Annotated in this window: 13 protein-coding genes; 7 read left to right on the top strand and 6 right to left on the bottom strand. The window is 68.0% G+C overall.

Translation table 11 applies throughout. The features are described from left to right. Positions 1 to 3: 3 nt before the first annotated feature. Entirely contained in the window at positions 4 to 1239 is a 1236-nt protein-coding gene (gene kynU, locus HRUBRA_RS02860; RefSeq protein ID WP_035514353.1) for a kynureninase, read from the bottom strand. Positions 1240 to 1392: 153 nt separating this feature from the next. Between kynU and msrA the strand changes: the two genes are divergently transcribed. Genes msrA through HRUBRA_RS02840 form a run of 4 tightly spaced genes read left to right on the top strand, consistent with a single transcriptional unit; the run spans position 1393 to position 4429 of the window. Next, on the top strand, positions 1393 to 1974 hold the full coding sequence (gene msrA, locus HRUBRA_RS02855) for a peptide-methionine (S)-S-oxide reductase MsrA (RefSeq protein WP_035514351.1): 582 nt from the start codon (positions 1393 to 1395) through the stop codon (positions 1972 to 1974). Between the two features lie 34 nt (positions 1975 to 2008). Further along, positions 2009 to 3010 (top strand): tRNA dihydrouridine(20/20a) synthase DusA, encoded by a 1002-nt coding sequence (gene dusA, locus HRUBRA_RS02850; RefSeq protein ID WP_268870529.1) that lies wholly within the window; start codon positions 2009 to 2011, stop codon positions 3008 to 3010. 25 nt (positions 3011 to 3035) lie between these two features. Beyond that, positions 3036 to 3989 (top strand): transaldolase, encoded by a 954-nt coding sequence (tal, locus tag HRUBRA_RS02845; RefSeq protein WP_035514347.1) that lies wholly within the window; start codon positions 3036 to 3038, stop codon positions 3987 to 3989. Continuing rightward, positions 3986 to 4429 carry a tellurite resistance TerB family protein gene (locus HRUBRA_RS02840; RefSeq protein WP_035514346.1) on the top strand — a complete coding sequence of 148 codons (444 nt, stop codon included), beginning with the start codon at positions 3986 to 3988 and terminating at the stop codon, positions 4427 to 4429. Before tal ends, HRUBRA_RS02840 begins: the two co-directional genes overlap by 4 nt. A gap of 34 nt (positions 4430 to 4463) precedes the next feature. Here the strand turns inward: HRUBRA_RS02840 and HRUBRA_RS02835 are convergent, their stop codons facing one another. The 5 genes from HRUBRA_RS02835 to HRUBRA_RS02815 all read right to left on the bottom strand — a co-directional run bounded on the left by HRUBRA_RS02835 (position 4464) and on the right by HRUBRA_RS02815 (position 11417). Beyond that, positions 4464 to 4949: an STAS domain-containing protein gene (locus tag HRUBRA_RS02835; RefSeq protein WP_035514343.1), complete on the bottom strand. Its 486-nt coding sequence runs from the start codon at positions 4947 to 4949 to the stop codon at positions 4464 to 4466. Further along, the gene (locus tag HRUBRA_RS02830) at positions 4942 to 6138 is read right to left on the bottom strand and encodes a PP2C family protein-serine/threonine phosphatase (protein ID WP_236629763.1); all 1197 of its coding nucleotides are present in this window, start codon (positions 6136 to 6138) and stop codon (positions 4942 to 4944) included. The genes HRUBRA_RS02835 and HRUBRA_RS02830 overlap by 8 nt, the downstream gene beginning before the upstream one ends. 103 nt (positions 6139 to 6241) lie before the next feature. Beyond that, entirely contained in the window at positions 6242 to 6949 is a 708-nt protein-coding gene (locus tag HRUBRA_RS02825) for an MlaA family lipoprotein (RefSeq protein ID WP_035514342.1), read from the bottom strand. A 178-nt stretch (positions 6950 to 7127) separates the two neighbouring features. Further along, a complete protein-coding gene (gene hrpA / locus HRUBRA_RS02820; RefSeq protein WP_035514341.1) occupies positions 7128 to 10874 on the bottom strand; it encodes an ATP-dependent RNA helicase HrpA in 3747 nt (1248 codons plus the stop codon). Between the two features lie 36 nt (positions 10875 to 10910). Beyond that, on the bottom strand, positions 10911 to 11417 hold the full coding sequence (locus tag HRUBRA_RS02815) for a hypothetical protein (RefSeq protein ID WP_035514340.1): 507 nt from the start codon (positions 11415 to 11417) through the stop codon (positions 10911 to 10913). 121 nt (positions 11418 to 11538) lie between these two features. Between HRUBRA_RS02815 and mnmC the strand changes: the two genes are divergently transcribed. From mnmC to HRUBRA_RS02800, 3 genes are read left to right on the top strand one after another with little or no spacing between them, the layout of a single operon-like run. After that, positions 11539 to 13557, top strand: a complete 2019-nt coding sequence (mnmC, locus tag HRUBRA_RS02810; RefSeq protein WP_052094316.1) for a bifunctional tRNA (5-methylaminomethyl-2-thiouridine)(34)-methyltransferase MnmC2/FAD-dependent 5-carboxymethylaminomethyl-2-thiouridine(34) oxidoreductase MnmC1 — start codon at positions 11539 to 11541, stop codon at positions 13555 to 13557. Then, a complete protein-coding gene (locus HRUBRA_RS02805) occupies positions 13554 to 14333 on the top strand; it encodes a glutaminyl-peptide cyclotransferase (protein ID WP_052094315.1) in 780 nt (259 codons plus the stop codon). The genes mnmC and HRUBRA_RS02805 overlap by 4 nt, the downstream gene beginning before the upstream one ends. Positions 14334 to 14375: 42 nt before the next feature. Next, positions 14376 to 17324 carry an insulinase family protein gene (locus HRUBRA_RS02800; RefSeq protein WP_035514339.1) on the top strand — a complete coding sequence of 983 codons (2949 nt, stop codon included), beginning with the start codon at positions 14376 to 14378 and terminating at the stop codon, positions 17322 to 17324. The last annotated feature ends 2 nt before the right edge of the window (positions 17325 to 17326 follow it).

Raw genomic sequence — 17326 nt, 5'->3', positions numbered from 1 at the left:
TTGTCAGGTGACCCGGGCACGCACCCGGAAGCGCTCGGCCCGGTGCCGCGCCCCGGCGAGCACATCGGCAAGGCTCCGGGCCGCAGCCGCAGCATCCGCGAAGCTGTTGTACAGCGGCGCAAAACCGAACCGTACGATGTCCGGCGCGCGAAAGTCCACGATCACCCCGTCCTCGATCAGCGCCTGGGCGATTGCATAGCCCTCCGGGTGAGCGAGAGACACCTGACTGCCGCGCTCGCCGTGATCCCCGGGGGTCAGCACGGTCAGCGCTTCGCAGGCGGGCTCGGCAGCGACCGCCGCCAGGAAGAAGTCCGTCAGCGCCAGGGATTTCGCTCGCAGCGCCTGGAGGTCGATGCCATCGAAGACCTCGAGGGCAGCCTCCAGGGAGCGCAGGGCGAGGATCGATGGCGTGCCGGCTTGGTAGCGCAGCACGCCGGCGGCGGGCTGGTAGCGGTCGGCAAAGGCAAAGGGATCGCGGTGACCCAGCCAGCCCGTGAGCGGCTGTTCGACCACATTCTGGTGGCGCCGGGCCACGTAGAGGAAAGCGGGCGCGCCGGGGCCGCCGTTCAGGAACTTGTAGCCACAGCCCACAGCGAGATCGACACCGCAGGCATCGAGTGCCACCGGCATGGCCCCGGCGCTGTGGGCGAGATCCCAGAGCGCCAGGGCACCGGCCTCGTGGGCCGCACGCGTGAGTTCATCCATGGCGTGGCGGCGACCGCTGCGAAAATTCACCTCCGTGGCCAGAAGCACGGCAACATCATCGTCCAGAGCGTCGGCGAGCCGGTCACCCGGCGCCTCACGGACGCGGCAGCGCGTTTCTCCAAGAAAAGCCGCAAGCCCTTCAGTGAGATAGCGGTCGGTCGGGAAATCGCCGGCCTCGACCAGGATCGTATGCCGTCCCGGACGCAGGGCCAGCGCTGTGGCCAGGAGCTTGAAGAGGTTCACGGAAATACTGTCGCAGCAGAGCACCTGCTCCGGCGCCGCACCGACAAGCGGTGCGATACGCTCGCCCACGCGCTGCGGCAGGTCGATCCAGCCGTGGCAATTCCAGCTCGCGATGAGGTCCTGACCCCATTCGTCTTTGAGCATGGCCCGGATCCGGCCGGGGACCGCCTTCGGCAGCGCACCGAGAGAGTTGCCATCGAGATAAACGATACCCTCCGGCAATGCGAAGGCCTCGCGCAAGGGGGCCAGGGGGTCCTCCCGGTCACGGCGAGCCGCCTCGTCATAAATCATGCGTCACCTCCTTCGCGGACAGGGCGCGAGTGTAGCGCACTGCCATCCCCGGCAGGGGGCAGCGACATCCGGAACGAGCCGCCGCACGTAACCCCAGGGAACCCCGGCGCTGCGCTGCGGTCTCATGCCCACTCACCCATCGGGAGTCACTCCATGACGCGCCTGCCTCTGGCCCTGCTCGTTATCTGCCTTACCGCGCTCGCGCCCGGCACCCGGGCCGCGGAGGCCCTGTTCGCCGGCGGCTGCTTCTGGTGCATGGAAGCAGACTTCGAAAAGCTCGAGGGCGTAAGCGAGGTAGTCTCCGGCTTCACCGGCGGCACGCTGCGAAACCCCAGCTACCGCGGCAACCACGAGGGCCACTACGAGGCCGTGAGGGTGAGTTACGACCCCGCCGTGGTCAGCTACGAGGCGCTGCTCGAACATTTCTGGCATAACATCGATCCCTTCGACAACCGTGGCCAGTTCTGCGACAAGGGGCCGAGCTACCGTACGGCGATCTTCGCCACTGATGAGCAGCGTCCGGCCGCGGAGGCCTCTTTCGCCGGGGTGCGGGCGCGCTTCCCGGCGCAGGACATCGCCACCGAACTCCTCCCCGCCGGCCGCTTCTGGCCCGTCGAGGCATATCACCAGGACTATGCGGAAAAGAACCCGCTGCGCTACAAGTACTACCGATGGAACTGCGGGCGGGACCAGCGCCTGGAGGAAATCTGGGGCGAGGGTGAGGACGCGCACTGAGCCCGCTTGCGGTATCCTGTGCACCGTGAATCAACTGACTGACAAACCGGGCCCGGCAGCGACGAGCTGGCGCTTCTGCACGGCCCCCATGATGGACTGGTCCGACCGCCACTGTCGCCAGTTCTGGCGCGGGCTGACGCGCCATGCAAGGCTGTACACCGAAATGGTCACCACCGGCGCGCTGATCCACGGCGACCGGGAGCGGCTCCTCGCCTTCGATCCGGTGGTGGAGCACCCGGTAGCCCTGCAGCTCGGCGGCTCGGTCCCGGCGGACCTCGCCCGCTGCGCGCGCTTTGCCGAGGAAGCCGGCTACGACGAGGTCAACCTCAACTGCGGCTGCCCTTCGGACCGCGTACAGAACGGCGCCTTCGGCGCATGCCTCATGGCGCACCCCGCCCTGGTCGCCGACTGCGTGCGCGCCATGCGCGATGCCTGCACCCTGCCGGTGACCGTCAAGCACCGCATCGGCATCGACCACATGGAGAGCTACAGCGAGTTCCGGGACTTTGCCGGCACAGTGGCCGAAGGCGGCTGTGACGTGTTCATCGTGCACGCACGCAAAGCCTGGCTCAAAGGCCTGTCACCGAAGGAAAACCGCGAAGTGCCGCCGCTCAACTACCCCTGGGTGCACCGGCTCAAGACCGAGTTTCCGGCGCTGACCATCGTGCTCAATGGCGGTATCGACAGCCTGGCCGCGGGCGAGCATCACCTCGCTGCGGTAGACGGCGTCATGCTCGGCCGCGCCGCCTACCAGGACCCCTGGCAGCTCGCCCGCGTGGACAGTACCTTCTTCGGGGCGCCGGACCCGGCGGAGACCCCCGAACAGGCCCTGTTGGCACTTTTCCCCTACCTGGAGCGGGAACTCGCGGCGGGCACGCCACTGAACCACGTGACCCGGCACGTGCTCGGCCTGTTCAGCGGACGCCCCGGGGCCCGTCGCTTCCGCCGCCACCTGAGCGAACAGGCCCACCGGCCCGGGGCCGGCGCCCACACCCTGCGCGCCGCCCTCGACCAGCTTACACCGCTCGCCGCCTGAGGCGGTGACTGCAACAGGAGACCCCATGCCAAGCAAGCTTGAGCAACTCAAGGCCATGACCCAGGTGGTCGCCGATACCGGCGACATCCAGGCCATCCGCCAGTTTTCACCCATCGATGCCACTACCAATCCGTCGCTGCTGCTCAAGGCCTCCGCGCTGCCCCACTACGCCGAACTCCTCGACGGCGCCCGCAGTGCGGCAGCGGCGCGGGGAGGCTCTGACGCCACGCAGCTCGCCGACAGCTGCGACCGCTTTGCCGTCGCCGTGGGCCGGGAGATCCTGGAACTCATCCCCGGGCGCGTATCCACGGAGGTCGACGCTCGCCTTTCCTTTGATACAACGGGCACCATCGAACGGGCGAAGAAGCTCATCGGACTGTACGAGGAGGCGGGCATCGGCCGGGAGCGGGTACTGATCAAGACCGCCTCCACCTGGGAGGGGATCCGCGCCGCTGAGACCCTCGAGCGCGAGGGTATCCAGTGCAACCTGACGTTGCTCTTCGGCTTCACTCAGGCCCGTGCCTGCGCCGATGCCGGCGTGCACCTGATCTCGCCCTTCGTCGGCCGGATCCTGGACTGGTACAAGGCGAACACGGACAGCGTCATCGATCGTGCAGAGGATGATCCCGGCGTGCAGTCCGTGCGGCGGATCTACCGCTACTACAAGCATCACGGCTATGAGACGGTGGTTATGGGTGCGAGCTTCCGCAACCAGGGAGAGATCGAGGCCCTCGCCGGCTGCGACCGCCTGACCATCAGCCCGACGCTGCTGGAAGGCCTGGCGGACGACGACGGCGCACTGCCCCGGGCTCTCAGCGCGACCGGGGCGTCGTCCGAAGATGTGCTCTCGCCACCGGCCGAGGCAGCCTTCCGCCTCGAACTCAACGAAGACGCCATGGTCACGGAGAAGCTCGCCGAGGGTATCCGCAACTTTATCGCCGACCAGCGCCGCCTCGAACAAGTGGTCAGCCAGCGATGATCGGCGCGCTCAAGGCCCTCTTCGAGCCGGCCCGCAAGGGGCAGCCGGAAGTCACGGAGCACCAGCTGCACCTGGCCGCTGCCACTCTTCTTATAGAAACCGCCAGGGCCGATGCGCGGCAGGACGGCGTCGAGGAAGCGGCACTGACCGCAACGTTGAAGCGCAGCCTCGGGCTCAGCGAGGCGGAGCTCTCGGCGCTCCTTGCGGAGGCTAATGCGCAGGCTGATGCGGCGACCTCGCTCTACCAGTTCACCCGGCTCATAAACGACCACTTCACGCCGGCACGCAAGCAGGAGCTGATCATCGACATGTGGAAAGTGGCCTATGCGGACGGCGACCTCGACAAGTACGAGGAACACCTGATCCGCCGCGTCGCGGAGCTGATCTACGTCCCCCATGAGGACTACATCCGGGCAAAACTGGCCATGTCCAGGCGCTAGCCTTCTCGAGTCAGGGAGTCAGGGAGTCAGGGAGTCAGGGAGAGGACTGCAGCACATCCATGAGGTCGCGGAAGCGGTCGGCGTTCTCATCGGACAGGTCCATCAGCACCCGGTGCGCCTCAATCACCCGCTCACGGACGGCATCCTCACTCCCCGGCACCAGAGGGATGTCCTCGGCGGTGCCGGTGTTGCAGCAGGTCTTCTCATGCAGCTCGAAGAGGCGCTCAAAGCCCATGCTCGACAGCAGCCGGTTGATACCCGCATCACAGCAGTAGATGGCAGGACGAAAACCGAAACGCTCGCGCACCTGCAGCGCGAGCCTCGCCAGCTGGCCGAGCGTGGTGCTGTCCAGCCCCTCCACGTCGCAGAGATCAATCCATACGCTGGCAAAGGCCGGGTCCGAGAGCATCTGCTCGAGATACTCATCGAGGGACGTACACAGCGTCATACGCACATCGCCGGTCAGGCGCAGCACGTAGGCGCCGTCCTGACAGGCCGCCAGCACCCGTCCTTCACTCACTGGCAGCCCGCTTGCCCACGAACAGGGCGGCAATGTCATCCGGGGCCGTCGCCACGGAATCAAGACCCAGGCGGGTCACCAGCGCCGCCGGTGTCTCGCTGCCCTGGCGGAAAACGTCGAGGAAGAAGGACTCCTGCTCCAGCAGGTTGTCCGGCGGCAGAATCTCGAGAATACCGTCGGAAAAGAGCGCCAGCGTGAAGCTCTCCGGCAGCGCGACTTCCTGCACCGCGAAGGCCGCCTCCGGCATCATCCCCACTGCCGTCCCCTCGCCGGGCAGGTAGTCGGCGCCGGCATCGGAGACGAGCACCGGCAGGGGCAGGTGTCCCGCCACCGAGTAGCGCAGGCGGTTGGCCGTCATGTCCAGCGTGCCGACGATCATGGTCGCAAACTTGCCGACACCGAGATCAAGGAGCTCCTTGTTGGCAAGCTCGAGCATGCGCACCGGGTCCAGAACCGCGGCGTCACTCTTGCGCAGGAAGTCAGAGCGCTTGCGCGCGAAAAGGTTCTTCAGGAGCACCGTGGCGAACGCAGAGGAGCTGCCGTGGCCCGATACGTCGGCCATGAAGAACACCACGCAATCCTGACCCACGGTGAAGTAATCGGTGAAATCGCCACTCAGATAGAGCGAGGGGATCACGGTGTGGCTGAAGACATAGTCACCGATCACCATCGGTGACGTCGGCAGCATGCGCAGCTGGACCTGCCGGCCCGCCTGCTGGTCCTGCTCAAGGACACGCACTGTGTTCTTGAGCTCCCGGTTGGCTGCTTCCAGGCGCTTGCGGGATTGGCGCAGTTCCCGGCTCATCTGCCGCTGCCGCACGCAGCGGTCCATGGAGTCGAAGAGGGCCTGGGCGTCTTCCACCGGGCGAGCGAAGAAGTCATTCGCACCGAGGCGCAGCGCCGTCATCATGCTGGCCGCAGAGGCCTCATCGGCAAACATGATAACCGGCACCTGGACGTTCATTTCCCGCAGGGTGCGCTTGGCCTCACCCCAGGAAACACCGTCGAGATCGAGTTCACAGAGGATTACATCCAGATCACTGGCATCGCTCAGGGACTGGGTGGAGTTGGTCACGTCGGTGGTCGTGGCAGTGGTGAAACCGGCGCCGGTCACAAGCCCGGCCAGGGCCTCAGCGCGCTCGGGGTCATTATCGATGACCAGCACTTTGCCACTGTGTGTCATCTGCATGAATCAGGGCTCCGGACTTGCTCGGACACTACGCCCACCGTGGCTCCCGGGCAAGGCGCGTGACGCGCCCGGGGGCACTATTCACAGTTTCGGCACCGGGGAGTCAGAAATCCTCCGACCAGTCGTCCTCGAAATCGGAGAATTCATCCTCCACCGTCCCCCCGGACAGGCGCGCCGCCCGCTGCTGCAGGTAGGCGTCACGGATGAAGATGTAGCGGTCTCCGGACAGGAGCTGGTCCGACTCGAGGAGCCGCGCCCGTCCATGGACGATCCCCAGACTGAAGAGGCTCCAGGTCACCGAGGAATCCTCGATGTAGAACGGCACGGAGGCGAAGGTATCAACCAGCGTGCCGGTGCCGCTGCGCACGGTACGCGGACCGAACAACGGCACTACCAGGTAGGGACCCTGGGGCACCCCCCAGGCAGCCAGGGTCTCGCCGAAATCGGCGCGGTGACGCTCGATCCCGAGTTCCGTAGCGACGTCGAAGAAGCCGAACATGCCCAGGGTACTGTTTACGAGCACCCGGCCTGCCGAGGCACCGGCGCCATCCCACTTGCCCTGAAGCAGTGCATTCACCGAACGGTTCACATCGGCCATGTTGCCAAAGAAATTGCCGATGCCCTGCTGCACGGTCTGCGGGACCGCATAGTCATAGCCCTTGGCCGCGGGGCGCAGCACGAAGGTATCGAGCATGTCGTTGAAGGCAAAGATCGGACGGTTGATCGGTTCGAGGGGATCCATATCACTGCCCTGCGCTACCTGGGCACAGGACAGGACAAGGGCGAAGGCCAGAACCACACGAGCGCGCATTGCTGTTCCCCGAAATCTAACCGGCAATTTTAAGCCCGGGGCGGTCCCGATACAACAGCAGGGGCCCGGGCGGGCCGCTCGCTAAGCGCCGCCGGCAGGGTCGGACCCGCGCCGGCGCTACCTCTGCCCCCGCGGCAAAGGACCGGCCGACGACTGACTACCGGCCCGGAGGCGACTCCTAGCGCGGATGTGCCGCCAGCCAGGCCTCACAGGCCTCCCACTGCCGGGCCAGGCGCTTGGCCGAGACCGGACGCGCCGTGCCCAGCTGCTGGGCAAAGAGAGACACTCGAAACTCTTCGAGCATTTCTGTGTAGGTCATTATCTCAGGGGAACTGAGCCTGACGTGAGGACGCTCGACGAGAAGGGCCTCAAGCGGTGCTTTGAGCATTTCGAGCTGCGCGCGGGCCTGCTCATCCTTGCCGGGCTGCGCGGGCAGGCGCTCGAGCCGATGGGCCAGCGCCTTGGCATAGCGGGGATACTGCGCCAGCATGGTAAAGGGCGTGTCAACCAGAAAACCGGGGCGGAGCAGGTCTGCGAGCTGTCCCTCCACATCTGCTACCGCCGCCGGCCACTGCACGGCCAGCTTTACCAGCTGCGGCCGCGCTGCGGCCAGGGGCCGGAGCAGATTGCGCAGGCGCTGCTCCAGTTCGTTGACAACAGCAATGAGGCGGGCGTTCCCCCGGCCAAGGGCGGCTTCAAAAGTCTCCGCATCACGGCAGTCGCCGACGCCGAGGCCGCAGGCCTCGAGCACGGCCGCGGCAAGGGCGTCCTCGAGGAGCGGCTCCCGCTCCAGGCCCGCCGCGGCGAACAAGAGCTGGTCCTCATTGGCCCGCAGGAGTTGCTTGCGCAGGCCGCGCAGCGGCCGCGCCAGCTGCAGAGCCGCCAGCCTGGCCAGGCCCCGACGGTGGCTCGCCAGCGCATCCTCGGCGTAATCGAAGAGCCGCAGGGCCACGCTCTCGCCGCGGTCCTCGAGGGCCGGGAAGGCCACGATGGCAATCCCCGCCTGCTTCTCGCTCCAGCGCCCGGGGAGTTCTCCGAAGTCCCAGGTCGTGATGCCCGCCCGTGCCGGCCCCGCCGCGCCGGGCCCGCTCACCGCGGCAGCGGTCTCGTCGCGGAAGCGGACAACCAGCGTCTCGAGGTCCCGATCCTGCGCCAGCAGCTTGCCGTCTGCATCGACGACGCGGACATTCATGCGATAGAAGTCGTCCAGGGACGCCGGGGAAAAATCGGCCGCCGTCACGCGACAGCCCCCGAGCCGGGACAGCACCGGCGCCAGCGCGTCAGCCAGGGGACGGTCAGCCGGCGACAGCTCACCCAGGGCGGCCAGCACCGTGTCCGGCACCGGCACGAGGTTGCGCCGCAACCGCTTGGGCAGGCCGCGAACCAGGGCCTCGCACTTCTCCCGGAGGAGGCCGGGGACCAGCCAGTCGAAGCGGTGTCGGGGTACCCGGTTGAGGAGCGCCACAGGTACCGTTACCGAGACACCGTCTGCCTCACCCCCGGGTTCGAAGCGGTAAGACAGGGGATAAAGCTGCCCCTCCCAGGTCAGTTCATCCGGGAACTGGGCCTCGAGATCATCCCCGGGGAGGCGTGCAGCGAGCTCCCCGCGCGACAGCCGGAGGCTGGCGTCGGCGCCGGGTGTCCGCTTCAGCCAGCGCGCGAGTCCGGCCGCCGTGGTGATCGTCGCCGGCACACGCTCATCGTAGAACGCGAACAGCGTCTCCTCATCCACGAGCAGGTCCCGGCGGCGGGTGCGGTTCTCGAGATCCGCGAGAGCCGCGGCCTCGGCGAGGTTGTGGCGCAGGAAAGCGGGCTTCTGGCGCCAGCGACCGCTCACCAGGCCCTCCCGGATCAGCAGTTCCCGCGCCACCGGCGGGTCAATGGGTCCGTAATGCACCGTCGTGCCGTCACTGACCGTCAGGCCGAAGAGCGTGACCCGCTCTGTGGCCACCACCCGGCCGCTGCCGCGTTGCCAGCGGGGCTCATAGTAGTGACGCTTCAACAGCGCAGGGTTCGCCGCCAGCAGCCAGTCCGGCTCGATGGCCGCGGCGGTGCGGGCAAAGACCCGGCTCGTCTCCACGACTTCGGCCGCCACCAGCCACGTCGGGGGCTTGCGATGCAGCGTGGAGCCGGGGAACACCCAGAGCTTGCGGTTGCGCGCAGCGAGGTACTCCCGCCCCTCCCGGCGCTGGGCGATGTTCGACAGCAGCCCGGGCAGCAGGGCCCGGTGAATCGCCGTGTAGTCCGGCTCCTCGGGGAGCACGGGTGGCACCGCGATGCCCTGCTGACGGCAGGCGATACTGAGCTGCCGGTGAATGTCCCGCCACTCGCGCATACGCAGGAACGACAGGTACTCGCGCTGGCAGAGCTTGCGCAGCTGGTTCTGGCTGAGTGCCTGGCGCTGTTCCTCGAAGTAGCGCCACAGCTGCACAAAGGCCAGGAAATCCGAGCGCGGATCCCGGAATCGGGCGTGGGCCTGGTCCGCCTGCGCCTGGCGCTCTGGCGGCCGCTCCCGGGGATCCTGCACGGCCAGCGCACTGGCGATGACCAGCACCTCGGCGACGCAGCCATAGTCACTGGCGGCGAGGATCATACGCCCCGCGATCGGGTCGATAGGCAGCCGTGCGAGCTTTTTACCCAGGGAGGTGAGCTGCTGCCGCGGGTCGACGGCGCCGAGCTCCCCGAGGAGCCGGTACCCCTCGCGCACGTCCTTGCTTTCGGGCGGCTCGAGGAAAGGGAAGCGCTCCACGGCGCCGAGGCGCAGAGCCAGCATCTGCAGGATAACCGCCGCCAGGTTGCTGCGACGGATCTCCGGGTCCGTGAAAGCGGGCCGCGAGAGATAGTCCTCCTCGCTGTAGAGGCGCAGGCACACGCCGGGACCGACGCGGCCACAGCGGCCCCTGCGCTGGTCCGCGCTGGCCCGGGACACCGGCTCGATGGGCAGGCGCTGGATCCGCGAGCGCGGGCTGTAGCGGTTGATCCGCGCCTCCCCCGGATCAATCACGTAGCGGATACCGGGCACGGTAACCGAGGTCTCGGCTACGTTGGTAGCGAGAACGACCCGGACGCCGCGGCGGCTGCGCGGGTCGAAGACCCGGGCCTGCTCCGCCTGACCGAGGCGCGCATAAAGCGGCAGCACATCCAGACCCGCCTCGCCGCGCAGGGCATGGGCCAGCTCCCGGATGTCCCGCTCCCCGGGGAGGAACAGCAGCATGTCGCCCCGCGGTCCCCAGAGCCCGTCGCGCACCTCGCGTACGCGCCCGGCAAGCGCCTCCAGCGGGTCGCGGTCTTTTCCGGGCTCCGGCGGCAGGTAGTGGGTCTCGACGGGATAGGAGCGCCCTGGCACCTCGACGACCGGCGCACCGTCAAAGTGGCGGGAAAAGCGTTCTACGTCGATTGTTGCGGAAGTGATAACAACCTTGAGATCGGGCCGCCGGGGCAGCAGTTGATGGAGATAGCCGAGGAGGAAATCGATATTGAGACTGCGCTCGTGGGCTTCGTCGATGATCAGCGTATCGTAGGCAGCCAGGTCCCGGTCCCGGCGCAGCTCCGCGAGGAGGATGCCGTCGGTCATGAGCTTGACCGCTGTCTGGGGCCCGACGCTGTCCTGAAAACGGACCTGGAAGCCGACCAGCCCGCCGAGGGGGGTCCCCAGCTCTTCCGCGATGCGCCGGGCGACGTTGCGCGCGGCAAGGCGCCGCGGCTGCGTATGACCGATACGCTGCATGCGGCCGCGCCCCAGCTCCAGGCAGATCTTGGGCAGCTGGGTGGTCTTCCCGGAGCCGGTCTCGCCGGCAACGATCACCACCTGATGGCTGGCGAGGGCCTCGGCGATCTCGCCGCGCAGGGCGGCAACCGGCAGGTCCTCGGGATAGTGGATTGGCGGGATCGCGCGGGGCGCTGCGGTGGCTTCCTGCTCAGTCATGACGAAGGAGCGTGCGCCCGCAGGCGCACCCCGACATCAGCCGTTGTCGGCTGCCTCACCGGCAGCAGCCTGCTCGGCGAACTGACCGTGCTCCAGGTACATGAGCTGCAGCAGCACGGAGGGCTGCCCGCTGCCGGCATCGGCACCGAGCACGAGCACGCTCGGCTCGCCGTCCTCGACGGTTACCGCGGCGATACCGAAGATCATCACATTCTGGTCATGCTCGGCGTGGAAGGTCCTCACGGGCTTTTCCTCGCGGAGAGCCTCGACGATGTTTGCCACCAGGAGTGTAAGGCCGGCGCGGAAGGCGCCGAAGTTGAGACGGCCCTGGTATTTGCTGTGGTCCATGGAGAGATCAAAGCGCACTTCGGACCCATCCTCCATGCGCACGCGCGTGAGCGGCACGGACTGACCCTCGCTGATCTCCCGGTAGAGGTTCTTCGCCTCCGTTCGAGTCGCTTCCAGAAACACCTTGTTCAGGAGATTCATGGACAGCGTCAGGAACTTGTCCGTCGGTAGCGTATAGGTCTGGGTCCCGGCCATGCTGATTCTCGTGCGCGTAGCTTGACGACGGGCGAGTCTAAACGCTGCAGCGAGCCGTGGCCAGTGGCCCCCCGGCCTCTGCTATCCTTGCGCCTCTGACGGCCCGGCTCGCACGACACCCATGGACCCACAGCACGCCCCCTGGCGCCCTCTGGCCACCGCCGAGCTCGACTGGGCGCCGGAGGACACACCGCGCTCGCGCCGCTACGGCGACATCTATTTTTCCCCGGAAGACGGCCCGGCGGAAAGCCGCCATGTTTTCCTCGACGGCAACGACCTGCCGAAGCGCTGGCAGCACCACCCGGCGCCCCAGTTTCGCATCGGCGAGCTCGGCTTCGGCACGGGGCTGAATTTCCTGGTAACCCTGGAGGCCCTGCGCCGCGAAGCGCCGCGAGAGCTGCGGCTGCACTACTGGGCTGTGGAGGTGTCGCCGCTGACCGCGGCTGATCTGGCGCGCTGTGCCGGCGCCCTGCCGCCGGAACTTGCGGCGCCCGCCGCCGCCCTCGCGGCGCAGTACCCGCCGCCGGTGCCCGGGGTGCACCGACTGCTCTTCGACGAAGGACGGGTCGTGCTCGACCTCTGCTGGGGCGAGGCTGCGGGTGCGCTCGCGGAGCTTGCCAGCCACGGGCGCCGGTGGTTCGACGCCTGGTACCTCGACGGCTTCGCGCCAGCCGCAAATCCGGCGCTCTGGGCGTCGACGCTCTGGCCGACGCTGGCGCAGCTGAGCAGGCCCGGTGCTACGGTCGGCACCTTTACCGCCGCCGGCAAGGTCCGCCGGGGCCTCGCCGCGGCCGGCTTTACTATGGCGAAACGACCGGGTTTCGGCAGCAAACGCGAATCGCTCCGGGGGAGCCTCTCCGTTGCACCGGCAACCGCAGCACCCGGGAATACTCCCTGGGATCTGCCTGCGAAGGTGCCGAACGCGCCCGCCAGCGCTCTCGTTATCGGCGCGGGCATTGCCGGTGCCTGCGCCGCCGCCGCCCTCGCCCGCCGGGGTGTGGCGGTCAGCGTTCTGGAAGCCGGCCCGGTGGCCGGGCGCGGATCGGGCAACGCCCAGGGGGTACTGTTTACCCGCCTGTCGCACCGGCACGCACCGCTCACGGACATCGCCCTCCTCGGCTACCTCGATGCCGCGCGCTGCTATCGCGCTCTATTCGACAGCGGCAGGCTGCGCCCGGGAGAAGACGGAGAACTCGCCGGCTGCTTCCAGATGGCCGGACCCAAGGTGCGCCTGGACCAGCTGGGACCGGCCCTTGCAGCCATTCCCGAGCTGGCGGAGGTGCTGGACCCGGCCAGCGCCGCACAGCGCCTCGGTATCACCCCGGCCGCCGGCGGCCTGTGGCTGCCCCACTCGGGCTGGCTGCACCCGGCCGCCGCCTGCCGCGCACTGCTGGCATGCACCGGCATCACGCTCCTCGAGCACTGCGGTGAGATCACGCTGGCAGCGAACGATGACGGCTGGGTAGCGACCGCCGGCGACGGGCGACGCTGGAGCGCCGAGGTGGCCGTGGTGGCCGCCGGCGTCGCCAGCACCCGCCTGGCGGGCCTCGACTGGTTGCCGCTGAAGCCGATCCGGGGCCAGGTGAGCGGCCTGCCCGCGGAGGCTCTTCCGGCAACGCTGCGGGCACCGTTCTGCCACAGCGGCTACGTCACACCGCCCCGGGAGGGCACCCTGAACTTCGGTGCGAGCTTCGTCCCCGGGGATGCCGATCGGTCGCTGCGTGAAGCTGATCACCGGCACAACCTCGATGCGCTGGCCGCCGCCGTGCCGGCCTGGGCACCAGCGCTGCGGACCCTGGATCCGGCAACGATCGCCGGTAGAGCTGAGCTGCGCTGTGGAACGCCGGACTACCTCCCCCTCGCCGGACCGGTACCGGCGCCCGGCGCCTTCCGGGAATGCTACGGCCCCCTCGCGAAAAATGCCCGGGCACAGGTGCCGGCGCGCGCTCCCTGCCTTCCGGGGCTTTATCTGAGCACCGGCCACGGCTCCCGCGGGCTCAGCAGCGCGCCCCTCGCCGCAGAGCTCATCGCCAGCCAGGTCTGCGACGAGCCGCCGCCGCTACCGCGCGCCCTGGCGCGGGCGCTGGCCCCGGCGCGTTTTCTCCTGCGCGACCTTCAGCGCGCCGGAGTTGTCCGTTGATCCGCCTTGCCCTCATCACACTCTGTGCCCTTGCCACGACCACAGCGCTGGCCGGAGCCCCGGCGCAGTACGGCTACCGGGTTCTTGAGCAGCGTCCCCTGCCCCGGGACAGCTTCGTGCAGGGCCTCGAGTTCGACGGCGCCACACTGCTCCTTGGCACCGGGCAATACGGCCAGTCACGGCTTCGCCGCTACACTTTCCCGGCCATGAATCTCCTGGAAGAGCGACGCCTGCCGGCCCGGCTCTTCGGCGAGGGCATCACCCGCTTTGGCGACCGCATCTTCCAGCTCACCTGGCGCGCCCGTTTCGGGGTGATCTACGACGCCACAAGCCTGACCCCGCTCGCCCGCTTCGGGCTCCCGGGAGAGGGCTGGGGGCTCACCCACAACGAGGACTCGCTGATTTACAGCGATGGCAGCGCCACGGTGCACTTCCTCGACCCGGAAACGCTGCGGCCGCTACGGCACCTCCCGGTCCTGCGGGACGGGCAGCCACTGCCGCGCCTGAACGAGCTCGAATGGATCGATGGTCAGCTCTGGGCCAATGTATGGACCACAGACCGTATCGTGATCATCAACCCGGACTCCGGTGCCGTGGAGGCCGAGGTAGACCTGACCGGGCTCCTGCCGCTCCCGGAACGGCGCCGCGACACCGATGTGCTCAACGGTATTGCGCAGGACAGCGCCGGGCAGCTCTGGGTAACCGGGAAGAACTGGCCCTGGCTCTACCGTATCGAGCTGGCGCCCCCCGGCACCCGCGCAAGAAAGCTGCGATGACGCTACAATGACGCTTTTTCTACCAGCATTTAGCGGAGCGCCATGAATATCGCAGAGACCCGCCGACCGGTTGCTCATCCGGCTTTCGAGGGCATCCGGGAGGCTCGTATCCCGGCTCTCAACCTGACCGTGCAGCACTTCGTCCACCGGGAGACCGGCGCCCTCCACTATCACCTCGCCTCGGATAATCCGGAAAACGTCTTTCTGGTCGCCTTCCGCACGGTTCCCGAAGATTCCACAGGCGTTGCCCACATTCTCGAGCACACGGCGCTCTGCGGGAGCGAACGCTACCCCGTGCGCGACCCGTTCTTCATGATGCTCCGGCGCTCTCTTAATACCTTCATGAACGCCTTTACCAGCTCCGACTGGACGGCTTACCCCTTTGCCAGCCAGAACCGCAAGGACTTCACAAACCTGCTCGACGTCTACCTCGATGCGGCCTTCTTCTCGCGCCTGGACCCGCTGGACTTCGCCCAGGAGGGACACCGGGTGGAGTTCGCCGAACCCGATGATCCGACGACCGGACTGGTCTACCGCGGTGTGGTCTACAACGAGATGAAGGGCGCCATGAGTTCGCCGGTAGCCACGCTGTGGCAGACGCTCTGCGAGCACCTGTTCCCCACCAGCACCTACCACCACAACTCCGGCGGCGACCCGGCGGAAATTCCCTCGCTCACTTATGAGCAGCTCACCGCCTTTTACCGCAGCCACTACCACCCCTCCAATGCCATCTTCATGACCTTTGGCGACATCCCGGCCACCGAGCACCAGGCGGTGTTCGAGGATCGCGCCCTCGGCCGCTTCCAAAAGCTGGACGAGCGCATCGCCGTGACGCCGGAGCAGCGCTTCGCCGCGCCGACGCGCGTCACCGCACCCTACGCCTGCGACGAGGGCGACGACCTCACGGGGAAAACGCATGTGGTGCTCGGCTGGATGCTCGGCGAAAGCGCCGACCTCGAGGCAATGCTCGAAGCGCAGCTCCTGACCAGCGTACTGCTCGAAAACAGTGCATCCCCGCTGCAGCACGCACTGGAGACCACGGCGCTGGGCAGCGCGCCCTCACCGCTCTGCGGCCTCGAGGACGGCATGCGCGAGATGGTCTTCTGCTGCGGCATCGAGGGGAGCGAGGCGGACCGTGCCGATGACCTTGAAGCCCTGGTGCTCACAACGCTGGAGCGCGTCGCCCGGGAGGGTGTGCCCCAGGAGCAGGTCGAGGCGGTGCTGCACCAGCTGGAGCTGCATCAGCGCGAGGTCGGCGGCGACGGTTTTCCCTACGGCCTCAGCCTGATGATGCAGGCCATCGGCAGCGCGACCCACTACAGCGACCCTATTGCCGCCCTGGATCTGGAGCCGGCACTCGAGGCGTTGCGCGAGAAAATCCGTGATCCGGACTACCTGCCCACCCTTACCCGGCGCCTGCTGCTCGACAACACAAACCGGGTCACTCTGGTGATGACCCCGGACGCCACCCTTGCCGCCCGCCGCGCCGAGGCGGAGCAGCAACGCCTGGCGGCGCTCCGCGCTGCCCTCAATCCCGCCGGTGAACAGGCGATCGTTGAGCGCGCGGCAGCGCTGAAAGAGCGACAGGGGGTCGTGGACGATATCAGCATCCTGCCCCGGGTGACCCTGGCCGATGTACCGGCGGAGCTGCCGCGCCTCGCCTACCATGAAGACGAGGCCGACGGACTGCCGGTCACAACCTACGAGACCGGCACCAACGGGCTTGTCTACCAGCAGCTCGTGGCGCCGCTGCCGGCGCTCAGCGAAGACGAGCTGGCCCTGTTGCCACACTACACGGGCATGGCCACGGAACTCGGCCTGGGCGAGGCTGATTACCTCGCCACCCAGCACCGGCAGTCTGCCGCCGTCGGCGGCATCAGCGTGTACACGAGCATGCGCGGCGACGTTGATAACGCGCAGCAGGTCCGTGCCAGCCTCGTGCTGTCGAGCAAAGCCCTGCAGCGCAAGGCCGGCGATCAGCTGGCGCTCATGCGCGACACCCGCCAGACGCTCCGCTTCGACGAGCTGCCTCGGCTGCGCGAACTCGTGGCCCAGCAGCGCGCCCGGCGCGACCAGGCCATAACCGGCCAGGGGCACAGCCTCGCCATGGCGGCCGCCTCTGCGGGCATGAGCCCGATGGCCCGGCTGCACCACAGCTCGACGGGCCTTGAGGGGCTGCGCCGCCTGCGCATCCTGGACCGGGCCCTGGGCACGGACAGCGAACTGCAGGCTTTTGCCGGCAGCCTCGAGGCACTGCACGGGCGCCTCACGGCGCCGCAGCAGGAATTGCTCACGGTTACCGAGCCGGGTACCCGGGCGGAGCTGCTCGCTGCAGCGCGAACGCTGGCGGCGCAGCTGTCGGCCGACGGCGGCAGCGGCCTTGCCCTTGCAGCGGTGCAGGAGCGCCGGGGCGAGTGCTGGCTCACCAATACGCAGGTGAATTTCTGCGCCCGGGCCTACCCGACGGTACCCGTCGGCCACCCGGATGCCGCGGCCCTCACTGTGCTGGCAGCCTACCTTCGCAACGGCTTCCTGCACCGGGCGATTCGCGAGCAGGGCGGCGCCTACGGCGGCGGCGCATCGCAGGACTCGAGCATTGCAGCCTTCCGCTTCTTTTCTTACCGGGACCCGCGACTCGAGGAAACCCTGGATGATTTCGACGCCTCCATACGCTGGCTCCTCGAACGAGCCCCGGACCCGACGGCGCTTGAGGAGGCTGTCCTCGGGGTAATCGCCAGCTTCGATAAACCCGGCTCCCCCGCCGGGGAAGCGCGGCAGGATTTCCACAACCGCCGCTTCGGGCGCAACCACGAGCGCCGCATGGCCTTCCGACAGCAGGTCCTGGCAATCAGCCATGACGACCTCGTGCGCGTCGCGAGTGAATACCTGGTACCGGAGCGCGCCAGCACTGCCGTGATCACCGGCACCGCGCAGCGCGATGCCACCGCAGGCCTCCGCGAAGCCCTCGGCCTGACGCTCTGCGAGCTTTAGGC

It is taken from the genome of Pseudohaliea rubra DSM 19751 (assembly GCF_000764025.1).
GTDB lineage: Bacteria > Pseudomonadota > Gammaproteobacteria > Pseudomonadales > Halieaceae > Pseudohaliea > Pseudohaliea rubra.
This window is presented reverse-complemented; position numbering and strand designations above follow the sequence as displayed.